This window comes from Streptomyces sp. CY-1 (assembly GCF_047218265.1).
GTDB lineage: Bacteria > Actinomycetota > Actinomycetes > Streptomycetales > Streptomycetaceae > Streptomyces > Streptomyces niphimycinicus.
Genome location: NZ_CP178393.1, coordinates 5,072,750 through 5,092,772 on the forward strand (window position 1 = coordinate 5,072,750; position 20,023 = coordinate 5,092,772).

General features: G+C 70.1%; 21 protein-coding genes, 1 tRNA gene and 1 pseudogene. 11 read left to right on the plus strand and 12 right to left on the minus strand.

From position 1 onward, the window contains the following. Positions 1-46: 46 nt before the first annotated feature. A complete protein-coding gene (locus ACK1X7_RS21630; RefSeq protein WP_390792176.1) occupies positions 47-1,090 on the minus strand; it encodes a right-handed parallel beta-helix repeat-containing protein in 1,044 nt (347 codons plus the stop codon). Positions 1,091-1,994: 904 nt separating this feature from the next. On the opposite strand from ACK1X7_RS21630, the gene ACK1X7_RS21635 reads away from it, so the two are divergent. Both ACK1X7_RS21635 and ACK1X7_RS21640 read left to right on the plus strand, forming a co-directional pair. Next, positions 1,995-2,408, plus strand: coding sequence for a hypothetical protein (locus ACK1X7_RS21635; protein WP_413115531.1), 414 nt, complete (start codon positions 1,995-1,997; stop codon positions 2,406-2,408). A gap of 305 nt (positions 2,409-2,713) precedes the next feature. Beyond that, positions 2,714-3,373 carry an HAD family hydrolase gene (locus ACK1X7_RS21640; protein WP_413115532.1) on the plus strand — a complete coding sequence of 220 codons (660 nt, stop codon included), beginning with the start codon at positions 2,714-2,716 and terminating at the stop codon, positions 3,371-3,373. Here the strand turns inward: ACK1X7_RS21640 and ACK1X7_RS21645 are convergent. Next, positions 3,354-3,583 (minus strand): annotated as a pseudogene (locus tag ACK1X7_RS21645) (transcriptional regulator); the annotation flags it as partial. The gene ACK1X7_RS21640 and the pseudogene ACK1X7_RS21645 sit on opposite strands and share 20 nt — an antisense overlap. A gap of 192 nt (positions 3,584-3,775) precedes the next feature. Between ACK1X7_RS21645 and ACK1X7_RS21650 the strand changes: the two are divergent. Further along, on the plus strand, positions 3,776-3,937 hold the full coding sequence (locus ACK1X7_RS21650; RefSeq protein ID WP_398158178.1) for a hypothetical protein: 162 nt from the start codon (positions 3,776-3,778) through the stop codon (positions 3,935-3,937). Between the two features lie 15 nt (positions 3,938-3,952). Continuing rightward, positions 3,953-4,240: a tyrosine-type recombinase/integrase gene (locus tag ACK1X7_RS21655; RefSeq protein WP_413115533.1), complete on the plus strand. Its 288-nt coding sequence runs from the start codon at positions 3,953-3,955 to the stop codon at positions 4,238-4,240. Between the two features lie 73 nt (positions 4,241-4,313). On the opposite strand, the gene ACK1X7_RS21660 is transcribed toward ACK1X7_RS21655, so the two are convergent. The 7 genes from ACK1X7_RS21660 to galU all read right to left on the minus strand — a co-directional run bounded on the left by ACK1X7_RS21660 (position 4,314) and on the right by galU (position 9,747). Then, positions 4,314-4,387, minus strand: a tRNA-Ala gene (locus tag ACK1X7_RS21660). 75 nt (positions 4,388-4,462) lie between these two features. Continuing rightward, a complete protein-coding gene (gene glpR / locus ACK1X7_RS21665; RefSeq protein WP_413115534.1) occupies positions 4,463-5,695 on the minus strand; it encodes a gephyrin-like molybdotransferase receptor GlpR in 1,233 nt (410 codons plus the stop codon). A gap of 109 nt (positions 5,696-5,804) precedes the next feature. Next, entirely contained in the window at positions 5,805-6,428 is a 624-nt protein-coding gene (locus ACK1X7_RS21670; protein ID WP_208516139.1) for a GNAT family N-acetyltransferase, read from the minus strand. Next, positions 6,425-6,976, minus strand: a complete 552-nt coding sequence (locus tag ACK1X7_RS21675; protein ID WP_398158175.1) for a MogA/MoaB family molybdenum cofactor biosynthesis protein — start codon at positions 6,974-6,976, stop codon at positions 6,425-6,427. Before ACK1X7_RS21675 ends, ACK1X7_RS21670 begins: the two co-directional genes overlap by 4 nt. Continuing rightward, on the minus strand, positions 6,973-7,455 hold the full coding sequence (gene moaC, locus ACK1X7_RS21680; RefSeq protein WP_014054375.1) for a cyclic pyranopterin monophosphate synthase MoaC: 483 nt from the start codon (positions 7,453-7,455) through the stop codon (positions 6,973-6,975). The genes ACK1X7_RS21675 and moaC overlap by 4 nt, the downstream gene beginning before the upstream one ends. 65 nt (positions 7,456-7,520) lie before the next feature. Then, positions 7,521-8,840: a gephyrin-like molybdotransferase Glp gene (gene glp, locus ACK1X7_RS21685; protein WP_385141631.1), complete on the minus strand. Its 1,320-nt coding sequence runs from the start codon at positions 8,838-8,840 to the stop codon at positions 7,521-7,523. A gap of 4 nt (positions 8,841-8,844) precedes the next feature. Then, positions 8,845-9,747: a UTP--glucose-1-phosphate uridylyltransferase GalU gene (galU, locus tag ACK1X7_RS21690; RefSeq protein ID WP_385141634.1), complete on the minus strand. Its 903-nt coding sequence runs from the start codon at positions 9,745-9,747 to the stop codon at positions 8,845-8,847. Between the two features lie 109 nt (positions 9,748-9,856). Between galU and ACK1X7_RS21695 the strand changes: the two genes are divergently transcribed. Then, positions 9,857-10,432 carry a 5-formyltetrahydrofolate cyclo-ligase gene (locus ACK1X7_RS21695; protein WP_398158173.1) on the plus strand — a complete coding sequence of 192 codons (576 nt, stop codon included), beginning with the start codon at positions 9,857-9,859 and terminating at the stop codon, positions 10,430-10,432. Between the two features lie 124 nt (positions 10,433-10,556). On the opposite strand, the gene ACK1X7_RS21700 is transcribed toward ACK1X7_RS21695, so the two are convergent. Further along, entirely contained in the window at positions 10,557-13,319 is a 2,763-nt protein-coding gene (locus ACK1X7_RS21700; protein WP_385141636.1) for a penicillin acylase family protein, read from the minus strand. A 234-nt stretch (positions 13,320-13,553) separates the two neighbouring features. On the opposite strand from ACK1X7_RS21700, the gene ACK1X7_RS21705 reads away from it, so the two are divergent. From ACK1X7_RS21705 to mscL, 5 genes are all read left to right on the plus strand, one after another. Beyond that, a complete protein-coding gene (locus ACK1X7_RS21705) occupies positions 13,554-15,059 on the plus strand; it encodes a potassium/proton antiporter (protein WP_385141639.1) in 1,506 nt (501 codons plus the stop codon). Positions 15,060-15,183: 124 nt separating this feature from the next. Continuing rightward, positions 15,184-15,564: an FmdB family zinc ribbon protein gene (locus ACK1X7_RS21710; protein ID WP_385141642.1), complete on the plus strand. Its 381-nt coding sequence runs from the start codon at positions 15,184-15,186 to the stop codon at positions 15,562-15,564. Positions 15,565-15,661: 97 nt separating this feature from the next. Then, on the plus strand, positions 15,662-16,507 hold the full coding sequence (locus tag ACK1X7_RS21715; protein ID WP_390792178.1) for an S-methyl-5'-thioadenosine phosphorylase: 846 nt from the start codon (positions 15,662-15,664) through the stop codon (positions 16,505-16,507). 165 nt (positions 16,508-16,672) lie between these two features. Next, positions 16,673-17,308, plus strand: a complete 636-nt coding sequence (locus ACK1X7_RS21720; protein ID WP_385141649.1) for an RcpC/CpaB family pilus assembly protein — start codon at positions 16,673-16,675, stop codon at positions 17,306-17,308. Positions 17,309-17,440: 132 nt separating this feature from the next. Further along, on the plus strand, positions 17,441-17,908 hold the full coding sequence (gene mscL, locus ACK1X7_RS21725) for a large conductance mechanosensitive channel protein MscL (protein WP_390792214.1): 468 nt from the start codon (positions 17,441-17,443) through the stop codon (positions 17,906-17,908). 7 nt (positions 17,909-17,915) lie between these two features. On the opposite strand, the gene ACK1X7_RS21730 is transcribed toward mscL, so the two are convergent. Together ACK1X7_RS21730 and ACK1X7_RS21735 are read right to left on the minus strand one after the other, a co-directional pair. Then, the gene (locus tag ACK1X7_RS21730; RefSeq protein ID WP_216347644.1) at positions 17,916-18,104 is read right to left on the minus strand and encodes a hypothetical protein; all 189 of its coding nucleotides are present in this window, start codon (positions 18,102-18,104) and stop codon (positions 17,916-17,918) included. Positions 18,105-18,107: 3 nt separating this feature from the next. Continuing rightward, positions 18,108-18,650 carry an AMP-binding protein gene (locus ACK1X7_RS21735; RefSeq protein WP_253209653.1) on the minus strand — a complete coding sequence of 181 codons (543 nt, stop codon included), beginning with the start codon at positions 18,648-18,650 and terminating at the stop codon, positions 18,108-18,110. A 202-nt stretch (positions 18,651-18,852) separates the two neighbouring features. Here ACK1X7_RS21735 and ACK1X7_RS21740 point away from each other — a divergent pair, with 202 nt between their 5' ends. After that, entirely contained in the window at positions 18,853-19,995 is a 1,143-nt protein-coding gene (locus ACK1X7_RS21740; RefSeq protein ID WP_385141739.1) for a P1 family peptidase, read from the plus strand. The last annotated feature ends 28 nt before the right edge of the window (positions 19,996-20,023 follow it).

The window sequence follows — 20,023 nt, forward strand, 5'->3', positions numbered from 1 at the left end:
CGTTGCGGTCAGGGGCTCGTGGCCGCGTTTCGGCTCAGATGGCCGCTTACTGGGGGTCTTTGATGTCGTCGTCGGGCAGGAGGTCCTGCGTGGACGGCGGGTCAATGGTGGCGGTGGGGTTGGTGCAGCCGGGGACACTGCCTTCGGGCGAGCAGTTGTCCGGCTCGTTGTCGATGACCTTGGTGTTGGTGAGCGTCACCTGACCGTTCGACTGGTTGTCGATGCCGCCGCCGGAGGTGATCGCCGTGTTGCGCGTGACCAGGCTGTCGACCAGTGTGGCGGGACTGGCCACGTTGGAAAGGCCCCCGCCGCTCACGGCGATGTTCTCCTTGAGCGTGGTCGACTTCAGGTTCAGGGTGGAGCCGTTCACATTGCGGATGCCACCACCGCTTACGGCGGTGTTGCCCCTGACCGATACGGACTCCAGAGTCGCGGTACCCAGGATGTTCTCCAGACCGCCACCATTGTTGAGGGCCGCCCGGTTCTTGAGCAGGGCCCCGCGCTTCATCGTCATCGTGCCGCCGCCGTCGTTGACGACTCCGCCGCCGAAGCCGACTGCGGAGTTGCGCTCGACGGTGCTGCGGTCGAGGTTGAGCTGCCCACCGTCGTTGTAGAGGCCGCCACCGGTAGTCGCGAGATTGTCCTTGACGACGGTGTTGTTCAGGTTCAGCGTGCCCTGGTCGTTCAGGGCGCCGCCGCCCATGTTCTCGATGGAGCCGCCGCGGACCGTGAGCGACTTCAGGGTGAGCGTGCCACCGGATACGACATGGAAGATGCGGAAGTCTTCCGTGGCGTCCGGATCGCGTCGGATGGTGCTGTCCTTGCCGGAGATGGTCACGTCCCCGGTGATCTCCGGAAGCCCATCGTCCGGGTTGTCCGGTGTGGTCAGTGTGTAGGTGCAGCGGGGCGCGAGCGTGATGCGACCACCGTTGGTGTTGGCCTGGTTGATCGCGGCCACCAGGCCGGGGATGTCGTTGCACCGCACCTGAATGTCTTCGGCGGCACTGGCCGACCCGGTGGGCAGGACCGCGAGGGAGAGTCCCGCACCGACCGCGACGGTCAGAGCGCCGGACCGCAATACGTACTTCATCGTTACGCCTTCCTCAGACTGGAGTGACGGCGCATCACCGGCACGCAGCGGCCATGCTGGGTCAGCCGGGATGACGAGATGACGTGTCTTTTCTAGCCGTACGTGATCACGCCCTCACCCGGTGTGCCGCCAAACGGTCCAGCCCCGCGGACCGCCCCCCATGCATCGGCGCTTCGGAGGTCCGGCGAGCACCTGGGAAAGCAGAGCCGGAAGTAGCCGCTTCACTTCGCGGCTGTACGACACCAATGCACTGCTGTAGGACACCAAAAAGCCCCCGCCGGATTTCCCCGGCGGGGGCTTTGAGCTGCGGTGGACCTGAGGGGATTTGAACCCCTGACCCCCTCGATGCGAACTACGGGCGGGGCAGTCACTGAGGTCTGCTGGGCTGGTCAGTCGGTCGGCTAGGACCGGTGTCGATCGACGGTGGTTGGGGTGGCTGCTGTACTTCTCTGCTGTACAGCACTCGCTGACCACCGCCTCGGGAGAGAGCCTGGAGATCCGTACCGTTGACCTCGGGCTTCGATACCTGGTGGGGTGGCAGGCAATTCGCTCGCAAGCACTCCCATTGGCCGTGACCGACCGCTGCTTCTGGCACAGAAGTGGCACGAAGCTCAGCCGACGACAGTCAGCCACGATGGCGGTGCGCCGACCGGTCAGACGCGCGTGTGCCTCGCTGCCCCCACCGGCCTCAGCCACGCTACCGACTTGCTGGTCGAGGAGCGCCGTCCAGGGCGGTACCTATTCCGTGTCACTCGTCTGCACCATCGGGGGCGACGGCTGGCAGCCGCCCGCTGAGGCTGGGACCTGACACAGGCACGGCGCGCTGCCTGGTCAGGAGTCCACCGGGCAGATGAGATCGCGGCGTGGCAGGCACGCTGCTCAAGAAAGGAGAAGGTACCTCCGCATGTCACACCACACCGCGACGGTGCCAGGGTCTACCTGGATGGCCAGGTGGACGGGAGCTGTGCTGTGCCTCGCGGTGGCCGTCATCCACGTCGTGGACCAAGGCGGCATCACGGCAACGAGGAGCCCCCACTACATTGGCGTCGCCTACCACGTCCTGGAGATCGCGGCCGCGGTCGTCGCCGTGCTGCTCCTCATCGGCCTCGTCAGACTGGGATGGTTACTGGCAGCCGTGGTCGCCATCGGTCCCCTGCTGGGCTACATCCTCTCCAGGGGCCCTGGGCTACCCCACTACAGCGACGACATCGGCAATTGGACGGAACCGCTCGGGCTGGTCAGCCTGGCCGTCGAAGGAGCCCTGCTCCTACTGTCAGTGCCGCTGTTCGTGCGGAGCCTGCGCCGCAGAACCTACTGATGAGCCCCGCGTTTGGATTCTTGATCGGTGACCTTCTATGACGGTTCAATCGAGGGTCGATAGCTCGCTCAATGTAGCTCTGATAGGGGTCACCCTGATCTGCCGCATCGAGCTGTCGGAGATGATGCCGCCAGCGTGCGGTGTTGTAGTCGTTGCACTGGTGCCAGCCATGGGACGCCCGCCACAGGAAGTTCCAATTTGGTTTTCCGCTGCGGACGGCCCGGTTCCGGACCAGTTCCAAGATCCCCCGGAGGCACACCTAACCCCCGGGTCGATCCGCCATGAGGGGTCCTACGCTGCTCAGCATGATCCGAGCCGTGGTTTTCGATGTCGGTGAGTGCCTGGTCGACGAGACGCGTGAGTACGGCACGTGGGCGGATTGGCTGGGGGTGCCCCGGCACACGTTCGCGGCGATGTTCGGCGCGGTGATCGCTCAGGGTCGGGACTACCGCGAGACGTTCCAGGTCTTCCGCCCCGGCTTTGATCTGTACGAGGAGCGGGAGAAGCGGGCCGGGGCCGGCCAGCCCGAGCACTTCGACGACAGCGATCTGTACGCGGATGTCCGGCCGTCGCTGACGGCGCTGCGGGATGCTGGTCTGTGGGTGGGTATCGCGGGCAACCAGACCGTGCGGGCCGGGGGCATACTGCGTTCGCTCGACCTCCCGGCCGATTTCATCGCCACGTCTGATGACTGGGGCGTGTCCAAGCCCGATCCGGCGTTCTTCTCGCATGTGGCGGACGCGGCTCCCTGCCCGGCCGAGGAGATCCTTTACGTGGGTGACCGGCTGGACAACGACATCCGCCCGGCGGACAAGGTGGGAATGAAGACGGCGCTGATCCGGCGTGGGCCGTGGGCGACGATCCAGTGGGATGAGCCGGATGCCGTCGCGGTGCCGACCTTCCGCGTGCACAGCCTCGCCGAGCTGCCGGAGCTGGTCGCCAGCCTCAGCGCTGAAGAGCGCTGACGGTCGTTCCCCAGCCGTACACCGGTCGTCCAGACTGCGCACGTACGGTTCGTCACGCCACACATGCAGCCGCTTGCGGACGTCGCGTATCCGGTCCATGCCGACGGCGTACCAGGTCACGCTGAGCTGATCGAGCGCTTCGTTGGCCCATCGGCAGGCTTCCTCTGGCCTACCGGCTGCGGCCTCCACCGCGGCCAGGTCGCCGAGGAGGTGCGGTCCGCGCGGAAGGTCAAGCGTGACCCCTGGTCCGTGGAGGAGGCCCGGAAGTTCCTCGAAGCGGCCAGCGCCGCCCGTGATCCGCTGTACGCGGCATACGTGCTGATCCTCGTTCTCGGGTTCCGGCGCGGTGAAGTGCTCGGGCTCACCTGACAGAACGTCAATCTGGATGCCGGGGAGGTGACGGTGCAGCTTCAGCTTCAACGCATCCGTCGGCGCCTGGTGCATGACGAGACCAAGACCGAAGCCTCAACGGCCATCCCGCCGCTTCCCGCGATCTGTGTCACCGCTCTCCAGGTGCGTCGGAAGGAGCAGGAAGCGGCCAAGCAAGCGGCCGGAGAGCCGTAGACGGACTCGGACTCCGTGTTCACCACCCGCTACGGGACCCCGAGCGAGCCGCGCAACTTCAACCGCTCGTTCGCCGATCGGACCTCCAAGGCGGGCATCCGCCGGATCCGGCTGCATGACGCCCGTCACACCTGCGGATCGCTGCTCGCCGCACTCGACGTGCACCCGCGCATCGCGTTGCAGATCCTCCGGCACAGCAAGATCGCGGTGACCATGGAGATCTACACACACGTCCCGTCCGAGGCCACCCGTAAGGCACTGCGGAGGCTCGGCAAACACCTGGGAAAGCAGGGCCGGAAGTAGCTGCTGTACTTCGCTGCTGTACGGCACCAAAAAGCCCCCGCCGAATTTCCCCGGCGGGGGCTTTGAGCTGCGGTGGACCTGAGGGGATTTGAACCCCTGACCCCCTCGATGCGAACGAGGTGCGCTACCAGTCTGCGCCACAGGCCCTTGCAACGAGTGAAACTCTAGCATCCCCTCCGGGGTGCTTGGTAATCCGTTCCTCGCTGGTCAGTGAAGGGCCCGTCACTCGTTGGCAGCACGCGGCCGGTCCTCGTCGGCGTACTGGTCGAAGAGGGGAGTACGGCCGCGGTCGCGGGCGCCGCGGGGCGAGGTGGCGGCCGGGTCCTGGGCCGGGGCGGGGCCATGGGCGGCGGTGGGGTCGACGGTGCTGGAGCGGGCGGAGCTCCAGGCGTCGGGGGCGGCCAGGTCGACGCTGCCGGTGGCGCGCGGGGCGACGGGGGCCGTGACGTAGGTGGGCAGCGGGACGGGCACCGGCTCCCAGCCCGCCCCGGCGGCCGGGCCCCGCTCGCGCTCGCGCTCCTGGTCCACCCACTCGGCGTGATCGGTCTGCTCGACCAGCGCGCGGCGCCCGGCCGCGTGCCGGGAGGGCACGGGTGCGGGGGCGGGCTCGGCCTCGGCGGGCGCGGGAGGGCCCGCGGGGACGTCGTCGGCCGTCCGGCTCTCGGCGGGCGGATGGGCCCGGGGACGGCGCTCCCGCAGCCGCTGTGCGGCCTGCTCGGCGTGGCGCTGGTCCATGGTGAACGCGAAGCGGCGGCGTTCCTGGGCGCGGAGGTAGGCGATATAGGCGCTGAGGAGTATGGCCGGGATACCCGGGGCCCACAGGAAGGCGAGGCCGCCGACGGCGGCGACGACCGCGCCGAGGGTGAAGGCGATGAAGAGGATCACGGTGGTGCGGCGGCGGCGCGCGAGCACTCGCGCACGCCGTCCACGGTCCAGCGCGCTCCAGGCTCCGCTGGCGCCCGCACCTCCTGCGCCGCCCGAGCCGCGTGCACCGCTCGAACCCCCGGCCGCCGGTGCCGGCGCGGCCTCGGAGGGGGCTTCGGCGGCGACGGGAGCGGGGGCGCGCAGGGTTACGGGGTCGGCGAAGGCCCGGACGTCGACCGCGTCGGTCACCGCTTCCGGGTCGGCCGCGTAGCGCCCCGGCCCGGACGCGGGGGCGCCCCCCGCGACGGGGGCGTCCGCGTCCTCGGCGGTGCGCTCCACGGGGTCGTCCGCCGGGTCCCCGGGGCGCTCGAGGTCCGCACGGCTCTTGGCGTAACGGCGCTCCATGCCCGCCCGTCCGGACAGCAGCCGGATGGCGGTGCTGAAGCGTTCCGTCGGACGGGCCTCATTGAGCTCGTCCTGCCTCCGAAGCCACATCGGCACCAAATAGGCGGCCCAGGCCCCGACGATGACTGCGTAGATGAGGCCACTGCTGCTCACGCTCACACGGTAGAGGGGTCCGCATGAGGCCATCTGCCAATTGGCGCGGTGTGTCGCACGATCTGGCTGATATCTCGAAAGTTTTTTGTGATTGATGGGATGACCAGGCCGGAAATGTTCTCCCGTTATTCGAACAGGTATTTTATTTCTGTGATGCGCCTGGTCGGGTCCGGTGCCATCGGCTCAGCAGTCCCTCGGACAGTTCCTCCACCGTGAGCGCGTAAACCAGGTGATCCCGCCATGCGCCGTCGATGTGGAGATAGCGCGGCCGCAGTCCCTCCTGGCGGAATCCGAGTTTCTCCACCACCCGGCGGCTGGGCAGGTTCTCGGGCCGGATGCACACCTCGACACGGTGCAGTCCGACGGCGCGGAAGCAATGGTCGACGGCGAGCGCGACCGCGGTCGGCATCACTCCGCGCCCGGCCACCGACTGGTCGATCCAGTAGCCGACATGGCCCGAGCACATCGACCCCCAGGTGATCCCGGCGACCGTCAACTGCCCGGCCAGCCGCCCCTGGTACTCGATGATGAACGGCAGCATCCGCCCCGCGTGCGCCTCCGCCCGCAGATGGCGGACCATCTGCCGGTAGGTGGGCCGGTGGGTGACGGGGCCGCCCGGCGGGGGCGGCGGGATGGTCGCCTCCCAGCGCCGCAGCCACTCCCGGTTGCGCTGGTTGACCTCGCGCCAGGCGCGCTGGTCGCGCAGCTTTATGGGGCGGAGGACGGTGTCGCCGTCCGCCAGTGCGACCGGCCAGGGGGCGTTCAGCGCGCGCTCCCGTCCGGCCCCGCGGCATCGGCGGAAGCAGCGGGGCCGGCGGGTCTGCGGTGGTCCCCGCCGTGGATCTGGTCGACCGCGTGGGCCAGGAGGCGGCCGAGCACCTTGAGGCCGTCACGCACGCCTCCGGTGGAGCCGGGCAGATTGACGATCAGCGTGGTGCCGGCGACCCCGGCGAGCCCCCGGGAGAGCGCGGCGGTGGGCACCTTGGCGAGCCCCTCGGCGCGGATGGCCTCCGCGATGCCGGGGATCTCGTAGTCCAGGACGCCGCGGGTGGCCTCCGGAGTGCGGTCGGTGGGGGTGAGACCGGTGCCGCCGGTGGTCACCACGACGTCGTACGAGGCGGCCACGGCGTCCCGCAGGGCGGCCGCCACCGGATCGCCGTCGGGCACCACGCGCGGGCCGTCCACGGCGAAGCCGAGGCCCGTCAGCCCCTCGGCGATCAGCGGGCCTCCGGTGTCCGCGTAGACCCCGGCGGCGGCGCGGTTGGAGGCGGTGACGACCAGGGCGCGGCGGTGCGGCGCCGCGGAGCCGCTCATGTCCGGCTCCAGTCGCCGGACTTACCGCCCGTCTTCTCCTCCACCCGGACGTCGGTGATGACGGCTCCCTTGTCGACGGCCTTGACCATGTCGATCACCGTCAGGGCGGCGACCGAGACCGCGGTCAGGGCCTCCATCTCCACGCCCGTGCGGTCCGTGGTCTTCACGGTGGCGGTGATCTCGACGGCGTCGTCGGCGACCGCGAGGTCCACCGTGACGCCCGACACCGCGAGCGGATGACACAGCGGGATCAGGTCCGGGGTCCGCTTGGCGCCCATGATGCCCGCGATCCGGGCGGTGGCGAGGGCGTCGCCCTTGGGGAGGCCCTCGCCCCGCAGCAGTTCCACGACGCGCGGCGCGACGCGTACGCGGCCGCTCGCCCGGGCGGTGCGCGCGGTGACGTCCTTGGCCGAGACGTCGACCATGCGGGCGGCGCCCGACGGGTCGAGGTGGGTGAGATGGTCCTGGGCGCTGCTCATCGTTCTCCCGGTCCGGGCCAGGTGGCTCCTGTGTGGGACGACACCGTACCCGCCGCTGATGGCGGCTAGGCCAGCAGGACGACGTCCACCTCGGCGCCGGGAGCGACCTCGGTGACGTCCTCGGGGACGACGATCAGCGCGTTGGCGTGTGCCATCGCCTTGATCAGGTGCGATCCCGCGCCGCCCACCGGGCTGACGGTGGCCGGGCCGTCGATCGTGGCCGGCTCGTACCAGCCGCGCAGGAACTGGCGTCTGTCCTTGGGCGAGGAGGCGACGCCCTCGGGGCAGACCGCCCGCTCGATGGAGCGGTGGATGTCGGTGCCGCCCAGCATGGTGCGGATGACGGGGCGCACGAAGAGCTCGAAGGAGACGTACGAACTCACCGGGTTGCCGGGCAGGGCGATCAGCGGGGTGTCCTCCGGGCCGACGCGCCCGAAGCCCTGGGGCTTGCCGGGCTGCATGGCCAGCTTGCGGAAGTGCACCTCGTGCATCGCCTCCTTGACCACGTCGTACGCGCCGACGCTGACCCCGCCGCTGGTGACGACGACATCCGCGCGGACCAACTGGTCCTCGACGGCGGCGCGCAGCGTCGCCGCGTCGTCGGCCACCGCGCCCACCCGGTAGGCGATCGCGCCGGCCTCGCGGGCGGCGGCGGTGAGCTGGAAGCTGTTGGAGTCGTGGATCCGGCCGGGGCCCACGTCCTCACCGGGCTGGACCAGCTCGCTGCCGGTGGAGATCACGACCACCCGGGGCCGGGGCCGCACCTTCACGGTGGCGCGGCCGAGCGCGGCCAGCAGCCCGATCTGCGGGGCGCCCAGGAGCGTGCCGGCGCGCAGCGCGAGCTCGCCCGCGTCCGCGTCGCTGCCCCGGGTGCGGACATGCTGGCCCTCCCGCACCGGGCGGAAGACGCGCACCCTGCCGCTTCCGCCGTGGGGGTCCGAGCCGCGTGCGGGCATATGGGTGACCGGACCGCTGTCGAGGCCGCCGTCGGTCCACTCGACGGGGACGACGGCCTGGCCGCCGGGCGGGGTCGGGGCGCCGGTCATGATCCGGGCCGCCTCGCCGGGGCCCACGGCGGGCAGGTCACCGCTGCCCGCCGCGATGTCGCCGACGACGGTCAGCACCGCGGGATGGTCCTCGGTCGCGGCCGCGACGTCAGCCGTACGGACGGCATAGCCGTCCATGGAGCTGTTGTCGAACGGCGGAAGCGCGCCGGGGACGGTGACGTCCTCCACCAGGACGCAGCCCTGGGCCTCGAGCAACTGAAGCTCGATGGGCTCCAGCGGGTGGACATGCCCGAGGATGTCGTCGAGGTGCTCGGCCACCGTCCAGACCCGGTCCTGGTCCGGGCCGTGATCGGCGGCCCGTTCTGCGGTGCTGCTCAAGGTGCTACATCTCCTCGGTGACGTAACTGCGAAGCCATTCCCGGAACTCCGGGCCCAGGTCTTCACGTTCGCACGCGAGTCTGACAATGGCACGCAGATAGTCGCTACGGTCGCCTGTGTCGTAGCGGCGTCCCTTGAAGACGACGCCGTGCACCGGGCCGCCGAGATCCGGACTGGAGGCTAGCGCCTGTAGGGCGTCGGTGAGCTGGATCTCGCCACCGCGGCCCGGTTCGGTCCTGCGCAGCACCCCGAAGACGGCCGGGTCGAGCACATAGCGGCCGATGACGGCGTAGTTGCTGGGCGCGTCCGCCGGGTCGGGCTTCTCGATCAGGCCGGTGACCTGGACGACGTCGTCGTCCACCGTCGGCTTGACCGCCGCGCAGCCGTAGAGGTGAATCTGTGCCGGGTCCACCTCCATCAGCGCGATGACACTGCCGCCGTGCCGCTCCTGGATGTCGACCATGCGGGCCAGAAGCGGGTCGCGGGCATCGATGAGGTCGTCGCCGAGGAGGACGGCAAAGGGCTGGTCACCTACGTGCGGGGCGGCACAGAGCACGGCGTGGCCGAGACCCTTGGGGTCTCCCTGGCGCACGTAGTGCATGGTCGCAAGGTCGCTGGACTCCTGGACGCGGGCGAGTCGGGTCTCGTCGCCCTTGCGGGTCAGTGCCTCTTCGAGCTCGTAGTTGCGGTCGAAGTGGTCTTCCAGGGGTCGCTTGTTACGACCGGTGACCATGAGGACGTCGGACAGTCCGGCGGTGACGGCTTCCTCGACGACGTACTGGATCGCCGGCTTGTCGACAACCGGCAGCATCTCCTTGGGGGTGGCCTTGGTGGCCGGAAGAAAGCGGGTTCCGAGCCCCGCGGCAGGGATGACAGCCTTGCTGATCCGAGTACGCGATTGAGTCATGTTCCGAACCCTATCCGGTCCCTTTGGGACGAATGATGAGCATTCGGTGAATATGGCATGAGACAGGAAGATTGCGCACCCAGTGATCAACTTTGACGGTAGTAAGCGCGTGTTGCGGAGACATCACCTGACGGTGAGGTCCAGGTTGACGGCGGATGACATCGAGAAGGCCGGCGCCGCTCTGGCGTGTCGTGCCCTGGAGCTTCCCGAGATCGCCGGGGCGGCCACGGTGGCGGCCTATGTGTCCGTGGGGAGCGAGCCCGGTACGCACGCCCTGCGGGAGGCCCTGCGCGCCCGCGGGGTGCGGGTGCTGCTTCCGGTGCTGCTCGACGACGACGATCTCGACTGGGGCGAGGACGAGGGGCCGGAGCGGCTTGTGCCCGCCCGGCGCGGCCTGCTGGAGCCTGAGGGGCCTCGGCTCGGCCCCGAGGCGGTGACCCGGGCGGACGTGGTGCTGCTGCCCGGGCTCGCGGTGGACCGGCGCGGGATGCGGCTGGGCCGCGGCGGCGGCTCGTACGACCGGGTGCTGGCCCGGCTGGCGGGCGCGGGGGCCGATCCGGCGCTGGTGGTGCTGCTGTACGACGGTGAGGTGCTGGACGAGGTGCCCGAGGAGGGCCACGACCGCCCGGTGCACGCGGCGGTGACCCCGTCGGGCCTCCACCGCTTCGCGCCACGGCCCCGCTGAAGGCGCCCGGAGGCGTCTCCCGGCGGGGCCGCGAGGGTCGGCGGGCCCGGGACCGGCCGGGGGCGAAAACGCCCCCCAGACGGCCACCGGGCCCTTCGGAGCCCCGTGCGGGGCTCCGGGGTCGCTAGGGGGTGAGCGCCAGCTCGTCCTCCGTCGACTTGTCCACGGCGCTCTTGCCGAACGCCCAGGGCAGCAGCTCGCCCTTCGCCCACTTCTCGGTCTGGTCCGTGTAGTGCGCGTTGTAGGCGTGGCCGGAGGCGCCGGTGAGGTTGATCCAGCGCGACTTGTCGAGGTTGTCGAGGTTGACGACCATCCGCATCGACGGGACCCAGGTGACGTCGTAGCCGCCCGCCGCGTTCCAGCCGGTGGCGTTGACCGCCGCCTCGCCGCCGGAGAGGTTCCACGGGCCGCGGTTGAGGAGCCACTGCACCACGCCGGGGCCATCGGTGCCCAGGGTCTGGTTCTTCAGCGTCAGCCGGTGCAGCCGGCCCCAGCTCCAGCTATTGATGTCCTTGCCCAGCTTGGCGGTGAGCTCGGAGCGCGCGGCCCGCATGGCCTGCCCGAGCAGCTCGTCACGGTTGGTGGCGCCGGGCTTGTTGCGGGTGCCCTCCGTCTTCCACCAGTTGTTCTTCGGATCCTTGATGATGTCGCGCACGACCTCGTACCAGCGGTCGCCGCCGTCCGGCTGGGCCATGTCGGCGTCGCGCTTACCGCATTCGCGCACCAGCCGGGCGTTGCCGTTCAGGTCCTCCAGCGGACCCGAGTCGTCGGCCGGGCGCACCCGCAGGCACTCCCCCTTGACCCGCAGCTCCTTGGGAAGCTTGTCGCCGAAGGCCAGCTTGAGGGTGTTGCGCCAGACGGCGTTGAAGTACGCGGCGGCCGCCGAGTCCGAGTCCTGGGTGTAGTCCCAGCTCTCCAGCAGCTTCTGCGCCTGCCGTACGTAGTCGTCCTTGATGTCGATCTTCAGCAGATAGGGCGTCAGCACCTTGGCGATCTCGCTGCTGTTGTCCATTTGCAGGGACTGCATGTCGTCCGTGGAGATCTTCCCGCCGTCCTTGGTCTTCGACTCGATGAGGTCGGTGATGCGCTGGCTTCGCGCGCCGTACCCCCAGTCGTCGGTCAGCAGGTACGGGTAGTCCTTCTTGTCCACGACGGCCTGGTTGGCGGTGACGATATAGCCGCGATCGGGGTTGAGCTCCCAGGGCAGCGCCGACTGCGGAATGTACTTGCTCCACTTGTAGCGCGAGTCCCAGCCGGGCGCCGGATAGCGGCCGTCGCCCCTGCCGCGCACCGGGATCTGGCCGGGCGCCTGGTAGCCGATGTTGCCCTTGGTGTCGGCGTAGATGAGGTTCTGGGAGGGGACCGCGAAGTCACGGGCCGCCTTACGGAAGTCGCTGAAGTTCTTCGCGGTGTTCAGCTTGAAGACCGCGTCCATGGTGTTGGACGGGCTGAGCGCGGTCCACTTCAGCGCCACCGCGTAGCCGTCGCCGCGGTCGGGGGCCACGTCATCGGCGCCACTGCCCACCGGGGCGTTCTTGCCGACGGAGGTGAGCTCGTCATCGCGGTCGGAGACGATCGGGCCGTTGTTGGTGGTGCGGACGGTGATCGTCCGGCTCTTGCCGCCCGCGACCTTGATGGTCTCCTCGCGAGTGGTGAACGGGAGCTGCTTGCCGTCGTAGAGATAGCCGTTGTCGGTGACCTTCTCCAGGTACAGGTCGCTGACGTCGGCACCCAGGTTGGTCATGCCCCAACTGATGTCCTGGTTGTGACCTATGACCACGCCGGGCAGACCGGCGAAGGTGAAGCCCGCCGCGTCGTACGGACAGGCGCTGGTGACCTGCTTGCAGTGCAACCCCATCTGGTACCAGACGGACGGAAGCTGGGGCGCCAGGTGCGGGTCGTTGGCGAGCAGCGGCTTGCCGGTGGTCGTGTACTTGCCGGAGACGACCCACGAGTTGGAGCCGATACCGGTCCCGTTCGGGCCGAGCAGCGCCGGGACGTCGTCCAGGGTCTTGGAGAGCGAGGACAACTGGCTCTGGAGCCCCTGAGCGGCTCCGGTGCCCCCTCCGTCCGCCGTGCCGCCCGTACCGCTCGTGGAGCCCGCCGGGGTGGCCTTGGGGTCGAACTCGTCCGTCAGCTCGTTGACGCCGCCGCCCTGGACGATCGGCTTGTTCCGGCTGTACGGGTAGGACGGGTAGAGCTGATCTATCTGCTTGGCGCTGAGCCTGCTGGAGGCCAGGGCGCGGTCCACCTCGTCCTGCATATTGCCGCGCAGGTCCCAGGCCATCGCCTTGAGCCAGGCCAAGGAGTCGACCGGGGTCCACTTCTCGGGCTTGTAGCCGTCGTTCTTGAAGTCCAGGGCCGCGTACTCGACGGACAGCGCATCGCCCTGGTGGTCCTTGAGATAGGCGTTGACGCCGTCGGAGTAGGCCCGCAGATACTTCTTGGTGTCGGGCGACACCTTGGTGTCGTACTCCTGCTTGGCCACCCGGTGCCAGCCCATGGTGCGCAGGAACGCGTCGGTCTCCACCTGGCCGGAACCGAACATCTCCGAGAGCCGCCCGGCCGTCATATGGCGGCGGACATCCATCTCCCAGAAGCGGTCCTGGGCCTGGACGAACCCCTGGGCCCGGAAGAGGTCCTCGGAGGTACCGGCGTAGATCTGAGGTATCCCGTAGCCGTCACGTTTGACCTGAACGGGGCCTGACAACCCCTTCAGCTCCAGCGATCCCGTGGTCTCCGGGAATGAGGCACGAACTGTACTGATGCTCCAGTACGCGCCGTAGCCGACGCCCCCGACGAGCAGCAGCACGACTGCGATCACGATCAGGCGGAGACGTCGGCTCTTCTTCTTTTTGGGAGAAGAGCCGGTGGTGTTGGCGGGCATCGCTGTCCTTCGAGGGGCAGGGTGAACCTGGAGTGCTGGAGCAACCATAGGCGCAGCGCTGTCGCCGCCCCTACGCGGAGTCATGACTGACGCTTCGCACCGGCCACCGACCGGGCTCGTACACCTCGGCGAAGGCTCCTCGTGGGAGGCTCGCGTCAAGATCCCGTAAAATGTTAGGTAAGGCAATGAAGTTCCGGTCGGCGGGGACCTGTTCGCAGCGTCCCCTCCGCTCCCGTGAGAAAGGGTCGGCCCCTGACTGTTCACCACCTCAACGAACTGCTGTTGATCTGCTCGCTCGTCCTGCTTTTCGCGGTGGTGGCCGTAAGGATCTCCTCGCACAGCGGGCTGCCCACGCTGCTGATCTATCTCGGGATCGGCGTCGCGATCGGCACGGACGGGATCGGCGTCACCTTCAACGACGCCGAGCTGACGCAGGTCCTCGGCTACGCAGCGCTGGTCGTCATCCTGGCCGAAGGCGGTCTGGGCACGAAGTGGGGCGAGATCAAACCCGCCCTGCCTGCGGCCGCCGTCCTGTCCACCGTGGGTGTCGCGGTCAGCGTGGGGCTCACCGCGACCGCGGGGCACTATGTGGTGGGCCTGGACTGGCGGCAGGCGCTGATCATCGGCGCGGTGGTGTCGTCCACGGACGCGGCGGCGGTCTTCTCGGTGCTGCGCACGGTGCCACTGCCCAAGCGGCTCACGGGCGTCCTGGAGGCCGAGTCGGGCTTCAACGACGCCCCCGTGGTGATCCTGGTGGTCGCCTTCTCCAGCCAGGGCCCCATGGAGCACTGGTACACCCTGATCGGCACGATCGCCCTGGAGCTGGCGATCGGCGCCGTGATCGGCCTCGCGATCGGCTGGCTGGGCGCGTACGGCCTGCGGCATGTGGCGCTGCCCGCCTCGGGTCTGTACCCGATCGCGGTGATCGCCATCGCGGTGACCGCCTACGCGGGCGGTGCGCTGGCGCACGGGTCCGGCTTCCTCGCCGTCTACCTCGCCGCGCTCCTCATGGGCAACGCACGGCTGCCGCACTGGCCGGCGACGCGCGGCTTCGCCGAGGGGCTGGGCTGGCTCGCCCAGATCGGGATGTTCGTCCTGCTGGGACTGCTGGTCACCCCGCATGAGCTGGGCGATGACGTGCTGCCCGCCCTCGTGGTCGGGCTGGTGCTGACCGTGGTGGCCCGGCCGGTGTCGGTCCTGGTCAGCACGGCGCCGTTCCGGCTGCTCTGGCGGGAGAAGGCGCTGCTGTCCTGGGCCGGGCTGCGCGGGGCGGTGCCGATCGTCCTGGCGACCATCCCGATGGTCAGCGATGTGCCCGGCAGCCGCCGGATCTTCAACATCGTCTTCGTGCTGGTGATCGTCTACACCCTGGTCCAGGGGCCGACGCTGCCCTGGCTCGCCACCCGGCTGCGGCTCGAGGAACCCGAGCCGGCCGACCTGGGCATCGAATCGGCGCCCCTGGAGCGGCTGCGCGGCCATTTGCTGTCGGTGTCGATCCCCCAGGCGTCCAAGATGCACGGCGTCGAGGTCGGCGAGCTGCGGCTGCCCACAGGGGCCGCGGTCACCCTGGTGGTCCGGGGCGGGACCAGCTTCGTACCCCTGCCCTCGACGATGCTGCGGCGCGGCGACGAGCTGCTGGTGGTGGCCACGGACCCGGTGCGCGACGCGGCGGAACGACGGCTTCGGGCGGTGGGCCGGGGCGGCAAGCTGGCAGGCTGGCTGGGCACGGGAGCGGGGTGAGGGAGCGGGCCTGGGACGGTGGGTTCGATCACCGTAAATCCCGTCCCAGTGGACTGACGCGCAGGAATACTGCACTATGGAGCGTCGTTAGCACTCATTGAGTGAGAGTGCCAGGAGGAAGAACGTGCCGACCTACCAGTACCAGTGCACCGAGTGCGGCGAGGGCCTCGAGGCGGTGCAGAAGTTCACCGACGACGCGCTCACCGAGTGCCCCAACTGCAAGGGACGCCTGAAGAAGGTGTTCTCCGCGGTCGGCATCGTCTTCAAGGGCTCCGGGTTCTACCGGAACGACAGCCGCTCCTCTTCCAGCAGCACGAGCGGCGGTTCCAGCAAGCCGGCGGCGAAGAGCGACAGCTCCGACTCGTCGTCTTCCTCGACTTCGTCCTCGTCCTCGGACTCTTCTTCCTCGTCCTCCTCCTCGACGTCTTCGTCGTCGGGGTCGTCTTCGTCGTCCTCGAAGTCCTCCTCGTCTTCGTCGTCCTCGTCGTCGAGTTCGGCCGCCTGACCCGGCCACCTCTCCTCGGCTTCATCGGCACCCCGCCGCCTCCACCGGGAGGATGCGGGGTGTCGTTCGTGCGGACGCGGGTGGCTAGGGTGATCGCATGGTCGAGACCAGCAGGCAAGCAGACATAGGGGTCATCGGGGGATCGGGGTTCTACACATTCCTCGACGACGTGACCGAGATCACTGTGGAGACTCCCTATGGGGCGCCGAGCGACTCGCTCGTCCTCGGCGACATCGAGGGGCGACGGGTCGCCTTCCTCCCGCGGCACGGCCGCAAGCACCACCTGCCGCCGCACCGCATCAACTACCGCGCCAACCTCTGGGCCCTGCGCTCGCTCGGGGTACGGCAGGTCTTCGGCCCGTGCGCGGTGGGCGGACTTCAGCCGGAGTACGGACCCGGCACGCTGCTCGTCCCGGACCAACTGGTGGACCGCACGAAGACGCGTACGCAGACCTACTTCGATGGCGAGCCGCTGCCTGACGGCCGGATTCCGAACGTCGTGCACACCACCTTCGCCGACCCGTACTGCCCGGTGGGGCGGAACGCGGCCGTGGACGCGGCACGCGGACGCGGCTGGGAGCCGGTGGACGGCGGGACGATGTGCGTGATCGAGGGACCGCGCTTCTCCACCCGGGCCGAATCGCGCTGGCATGCGTCGCAGGGCTGGTCGGTGGTCGGCATGACGGGCCACCCGGAGGCGGTGCTCGCCCGCGAACTGGGGCTCTGCTACACATCGTTGACGCTGGTCACCGACCTGGACGCGGGAGTGGAGACCGGCGAGGGCGTCACCCACACCGAGGTGCTGAAGGTCTTCGGGGAGAACGTGGGCCGACTGCGTGAGGTCCTTTTCGACGCGGTGGGCAAGCTGCCGGAGAACTCCACGCGGGACTGCCTGTGCACCCACGCCCACGACGGCTGGGACCTGGGGATCGAGCTTCCGTAGGCGCGGCGCGGGGCGGCCGGACGACAGGGGTCGCTATCGCTCGCCCGGGTGACCGAGTTGTCCACAGCCCGGTGGCCGTCCACAGGCCCGAGCGGGATCGGGAGGGGGCGGGCATGGTGAGGGGGCCAGAAGCACTCGGTCCCTCACGGCAGGCGGTGATGTGCCATGTCCCATCCGTCCCCCACCCTCGCGTTACCCCGCTCCGCTCCCCCGGCCCGTGCGGTGCCCCGCTTCGATCCGGTGCGCACCGAGCGCTCCGGCGGATTCCGGCTGCGGCGGGCCGTGCGACGGCGCCGCCGTGCGATGGCGGCCGGGCTGGCGCTGACGGCCGCCGCACTCGCGGCCGCGGCACCGCCCGGCCGAGGCCACACGGACGCGGAGTCCTCGCGGGTGCCCGCCCCGGCGGGCGAGGAGCGGCGGGGCGGTCCGCGCCCCGCCATGGTGTCGGCGCCGGTCCGGATCGCCGACGCGGCGGCGGTGCGGCTGCTGCACCCCGGTGACCGCGTGGATGTGCTGTCCACCCCGCTCCCGGACGCCACCCGGACCGGGACGTCCGGTGCCACGGCACGGGTGGTCGCACGTGGGGTCAGGGTGGCTGAGGTGCCGGGTGCCCGGAGCGGCCACGCGGCGGCCGGTCCGGAAGCGGAGCCGGAGGCGAGTGGCGACGGCGCGCTGGACGGTGATGGAGCGCTGGACGGCGGCGGGGCGCTGGTGGTGCTGACGGTGCCACGGACGGACGCCACCGCCCTGGCAGGGGCCGCGGCCGGTTCCCGACTGGCGGTGACGCTATGCCGCTGCTGACTCCCCCGACTCCCCTGATGTCCCTCTCACCTGCGGGTGTAGGTTGCGGAACCGTCCGCACCAGCACCGACGCGGCGAGAGAGAGGCAGTGGGTTGAGCCAGGAGAAGGTAACCGAGGAGAAGAAGAGCGTCATGGAAGGGTTCAAAGCCTTCCTGATGCGCGGCAATGTGATCGATCTGGCCGTCGCGGTCGTCATCGGAGCCGCCTTCACCGCCGTCGTGAACTCGATAGTGAAGGGCCTTATCAACCCCATAGTCGGAGCCTTCGGCACGAAGGATCTCGAGAAGTACCGCTCCTGCCTCGAGGCGCCCTGCGAGACCAACGCCGCGGGCGATATCGTCCACGGCATTCCGATCCTCTGGGGAAGCGTGCTCTCGGCCGTGCTCACCTTCCTGATCACCGCGGCGGTGGTGTACTTCCTGATGGTGCTGCCGATGTCGCGCTATCTGGCGCGCAAGGCCGCCAAGGACGCGAAGGCAGAGGAGGAGCAGGCCGTCGCGGAGGCCGAGGAGATCCTTCTGCTGCGCCAGATCCGCGACGAGCTGGTGGCGCGGCGCGGCGCGGCCGTCGAGGGTGGCGGCAGCGGCTCCAGCGCCTAGGGTCCCGTCAGAGGTGGTGGGGCGGCTTCTCGTCGAGGAACCGGGCCAGACCGGCGGCATCGTCGGCGCTGTCACCGCCGGGAACCCGCTCACCCCACCCGTGGTCCGTATCGTCCGATGACCGCTGCGCCAGTGGATCGTCGAAGATCAGCGCGGCGGCCGGATCGCGCGGTCCAGGGGCAGGGGCGGTGTCCATGCCTCAAGAGTACGGCCCGGGCAGCGGCTCGGTGTACCGGCCGAGCTCGTCGTGCCACCACAGATCACGCCCGGGCGTCCAGGACACCGGGCAGGCGAGCCGGTGGACGACCAGCACGGACCGCACCCCGGGGCAGCCTGTCAGCGCCCGGTCGACCTGCCGCTTGAGCGGCTGGAGCTCCCCGCGGTGCTGCCCGGCGTCCGCGGTGATGACGACCTTCGCGTCGACCTCCCTGATCCGCTGTCGCAGCTCATGGGGGCGCAGCCCCACGGGCAGGCTGGCGCGGACGACATCGAGCCGACCGCAGGCGAGCGTCGCGATCACGGACTCGGGCACCAGCGGCAGATGGACCGCCACCCGGTCCCCGGCGCGGACACCGAGCCGGGTGAGCGCGGCCGCGGCCCGGGCCGCCTGGTCGAGCAGCTCGGCATGGGTGAGCTCCTCGGTGCAGTCCGGCTCGCTGATCCAGCGGAGGGCGACCCGGGCGGCCCGCCGAGTGTCGGCGGCCAGTGTCGGGAGCTCCTCCGTCCGAGACGTACGGGGCACGGCGGTCTTCTTTCGGACGGGGGCGAACGGCATACAGCCCAGACTGCTGCCACGCCATCAACGTCTGATGAACGCCCTCTATATGAGAGGTCCTCATCCCGTCCCGCGCCCTTGGCCGGCGATCGCGGGCGGGCGGATACGGGAGTGGTTCGCGCCTCGGTACCCGACCATGCCATGGCTTCCCGTGCTACGCATAGCTTCCATGGATGCCGAGCGGACAAACTCCGAATCAACCCCCACCGGTCCGGCCGACGGCCTGACGGATGTCCACGGACTGCGAGTGGGCCATGCCCAGCGGTCCGGAGGCGGCCGGCTGACCGGGACAACCGTGGTGCTGGCCCCCGAGGGCGGTGCGATCGCCGCGGTCGATGTGCGCGGCGGTGGTCCCGGCACCCGGGAGACCGATGCCCTCGATCCGCGGAATCTGGTCCAGCGCGTCGATGCCATCGTGCTGACCGGCGGCAGCGCGTTCGGGCTCGACAGCGCCTCGGGAGTGGCCTGCTGGCTGGAGGAGCACGGCCGGGGCTTCCGGGTCGGTCCCGATCCGGCGCAGGTCGTTCCGGTGGTCCCGGCCGCCGCCCTCTTCGACCTGGGCCGGGGCGGTGACTGGCGGGCCCGCCCGGACGCCGCGCTGGGGCGCGAGGCGATCGATGCGGCGGCCGGTTCGAAGACGGGAGCGCCCGTCGCGCAGGGCAATGTGGGAGCGGGCACGGGCGCGGTGGCCGGTGGGCTCAAGGGCGGCACCGGTTCGGCCTCCACAGTGCTGCCGTCCGGTGTCACGGTGGCCGCGCTGGCGGTGGTCAACGCCGTGGGATCGGTCGTCGATCCCGGTACGGGTGTGCTGTACGGGGAGCACTTCGGGCCGTCGGACGAGGGCGGGCCCCACAGGCCCGGTGCGGCCGAGCACGCGGAGGCGATGCGCCGGCTGACCGCCGCACGGGCGGAGTCGGAGCGGCGGCAGGCCGCGTCGGTGCGGCCGCCGCTGAACACCACGCTTGCCGTGGTCGCCACCGACGCCGTGCTCACCCGGGCCCAGGCGCACAAGCTGGCGGGTACGGCCCATGACGGTCTGGCGCGGGCCATCCGGCCGGTGCATCTGCTGTCCGACGGCGACACGGTCTTCGCCCTGGCCACCTGCGGGCGGCCGCTGATACCGGAGGGCGGCCCCGAGGGCACCGACGATCCGGCGTTCGGGGTGCACCGGGAGAGCGGTGCGCTGAACGAGGTGCTGGCGGCCGGGGCGGATGTGCTGACCCGGGCGGTCGTCAAGGCGGTGCTCGCGGCGGAGACCGTGGACGGCCCGGGCGGTGTCTTCCCGGCCTACCGGGACCTTTACGGCCACTGATCCGGCCCGTTGCTCTCCCGACCGGGGA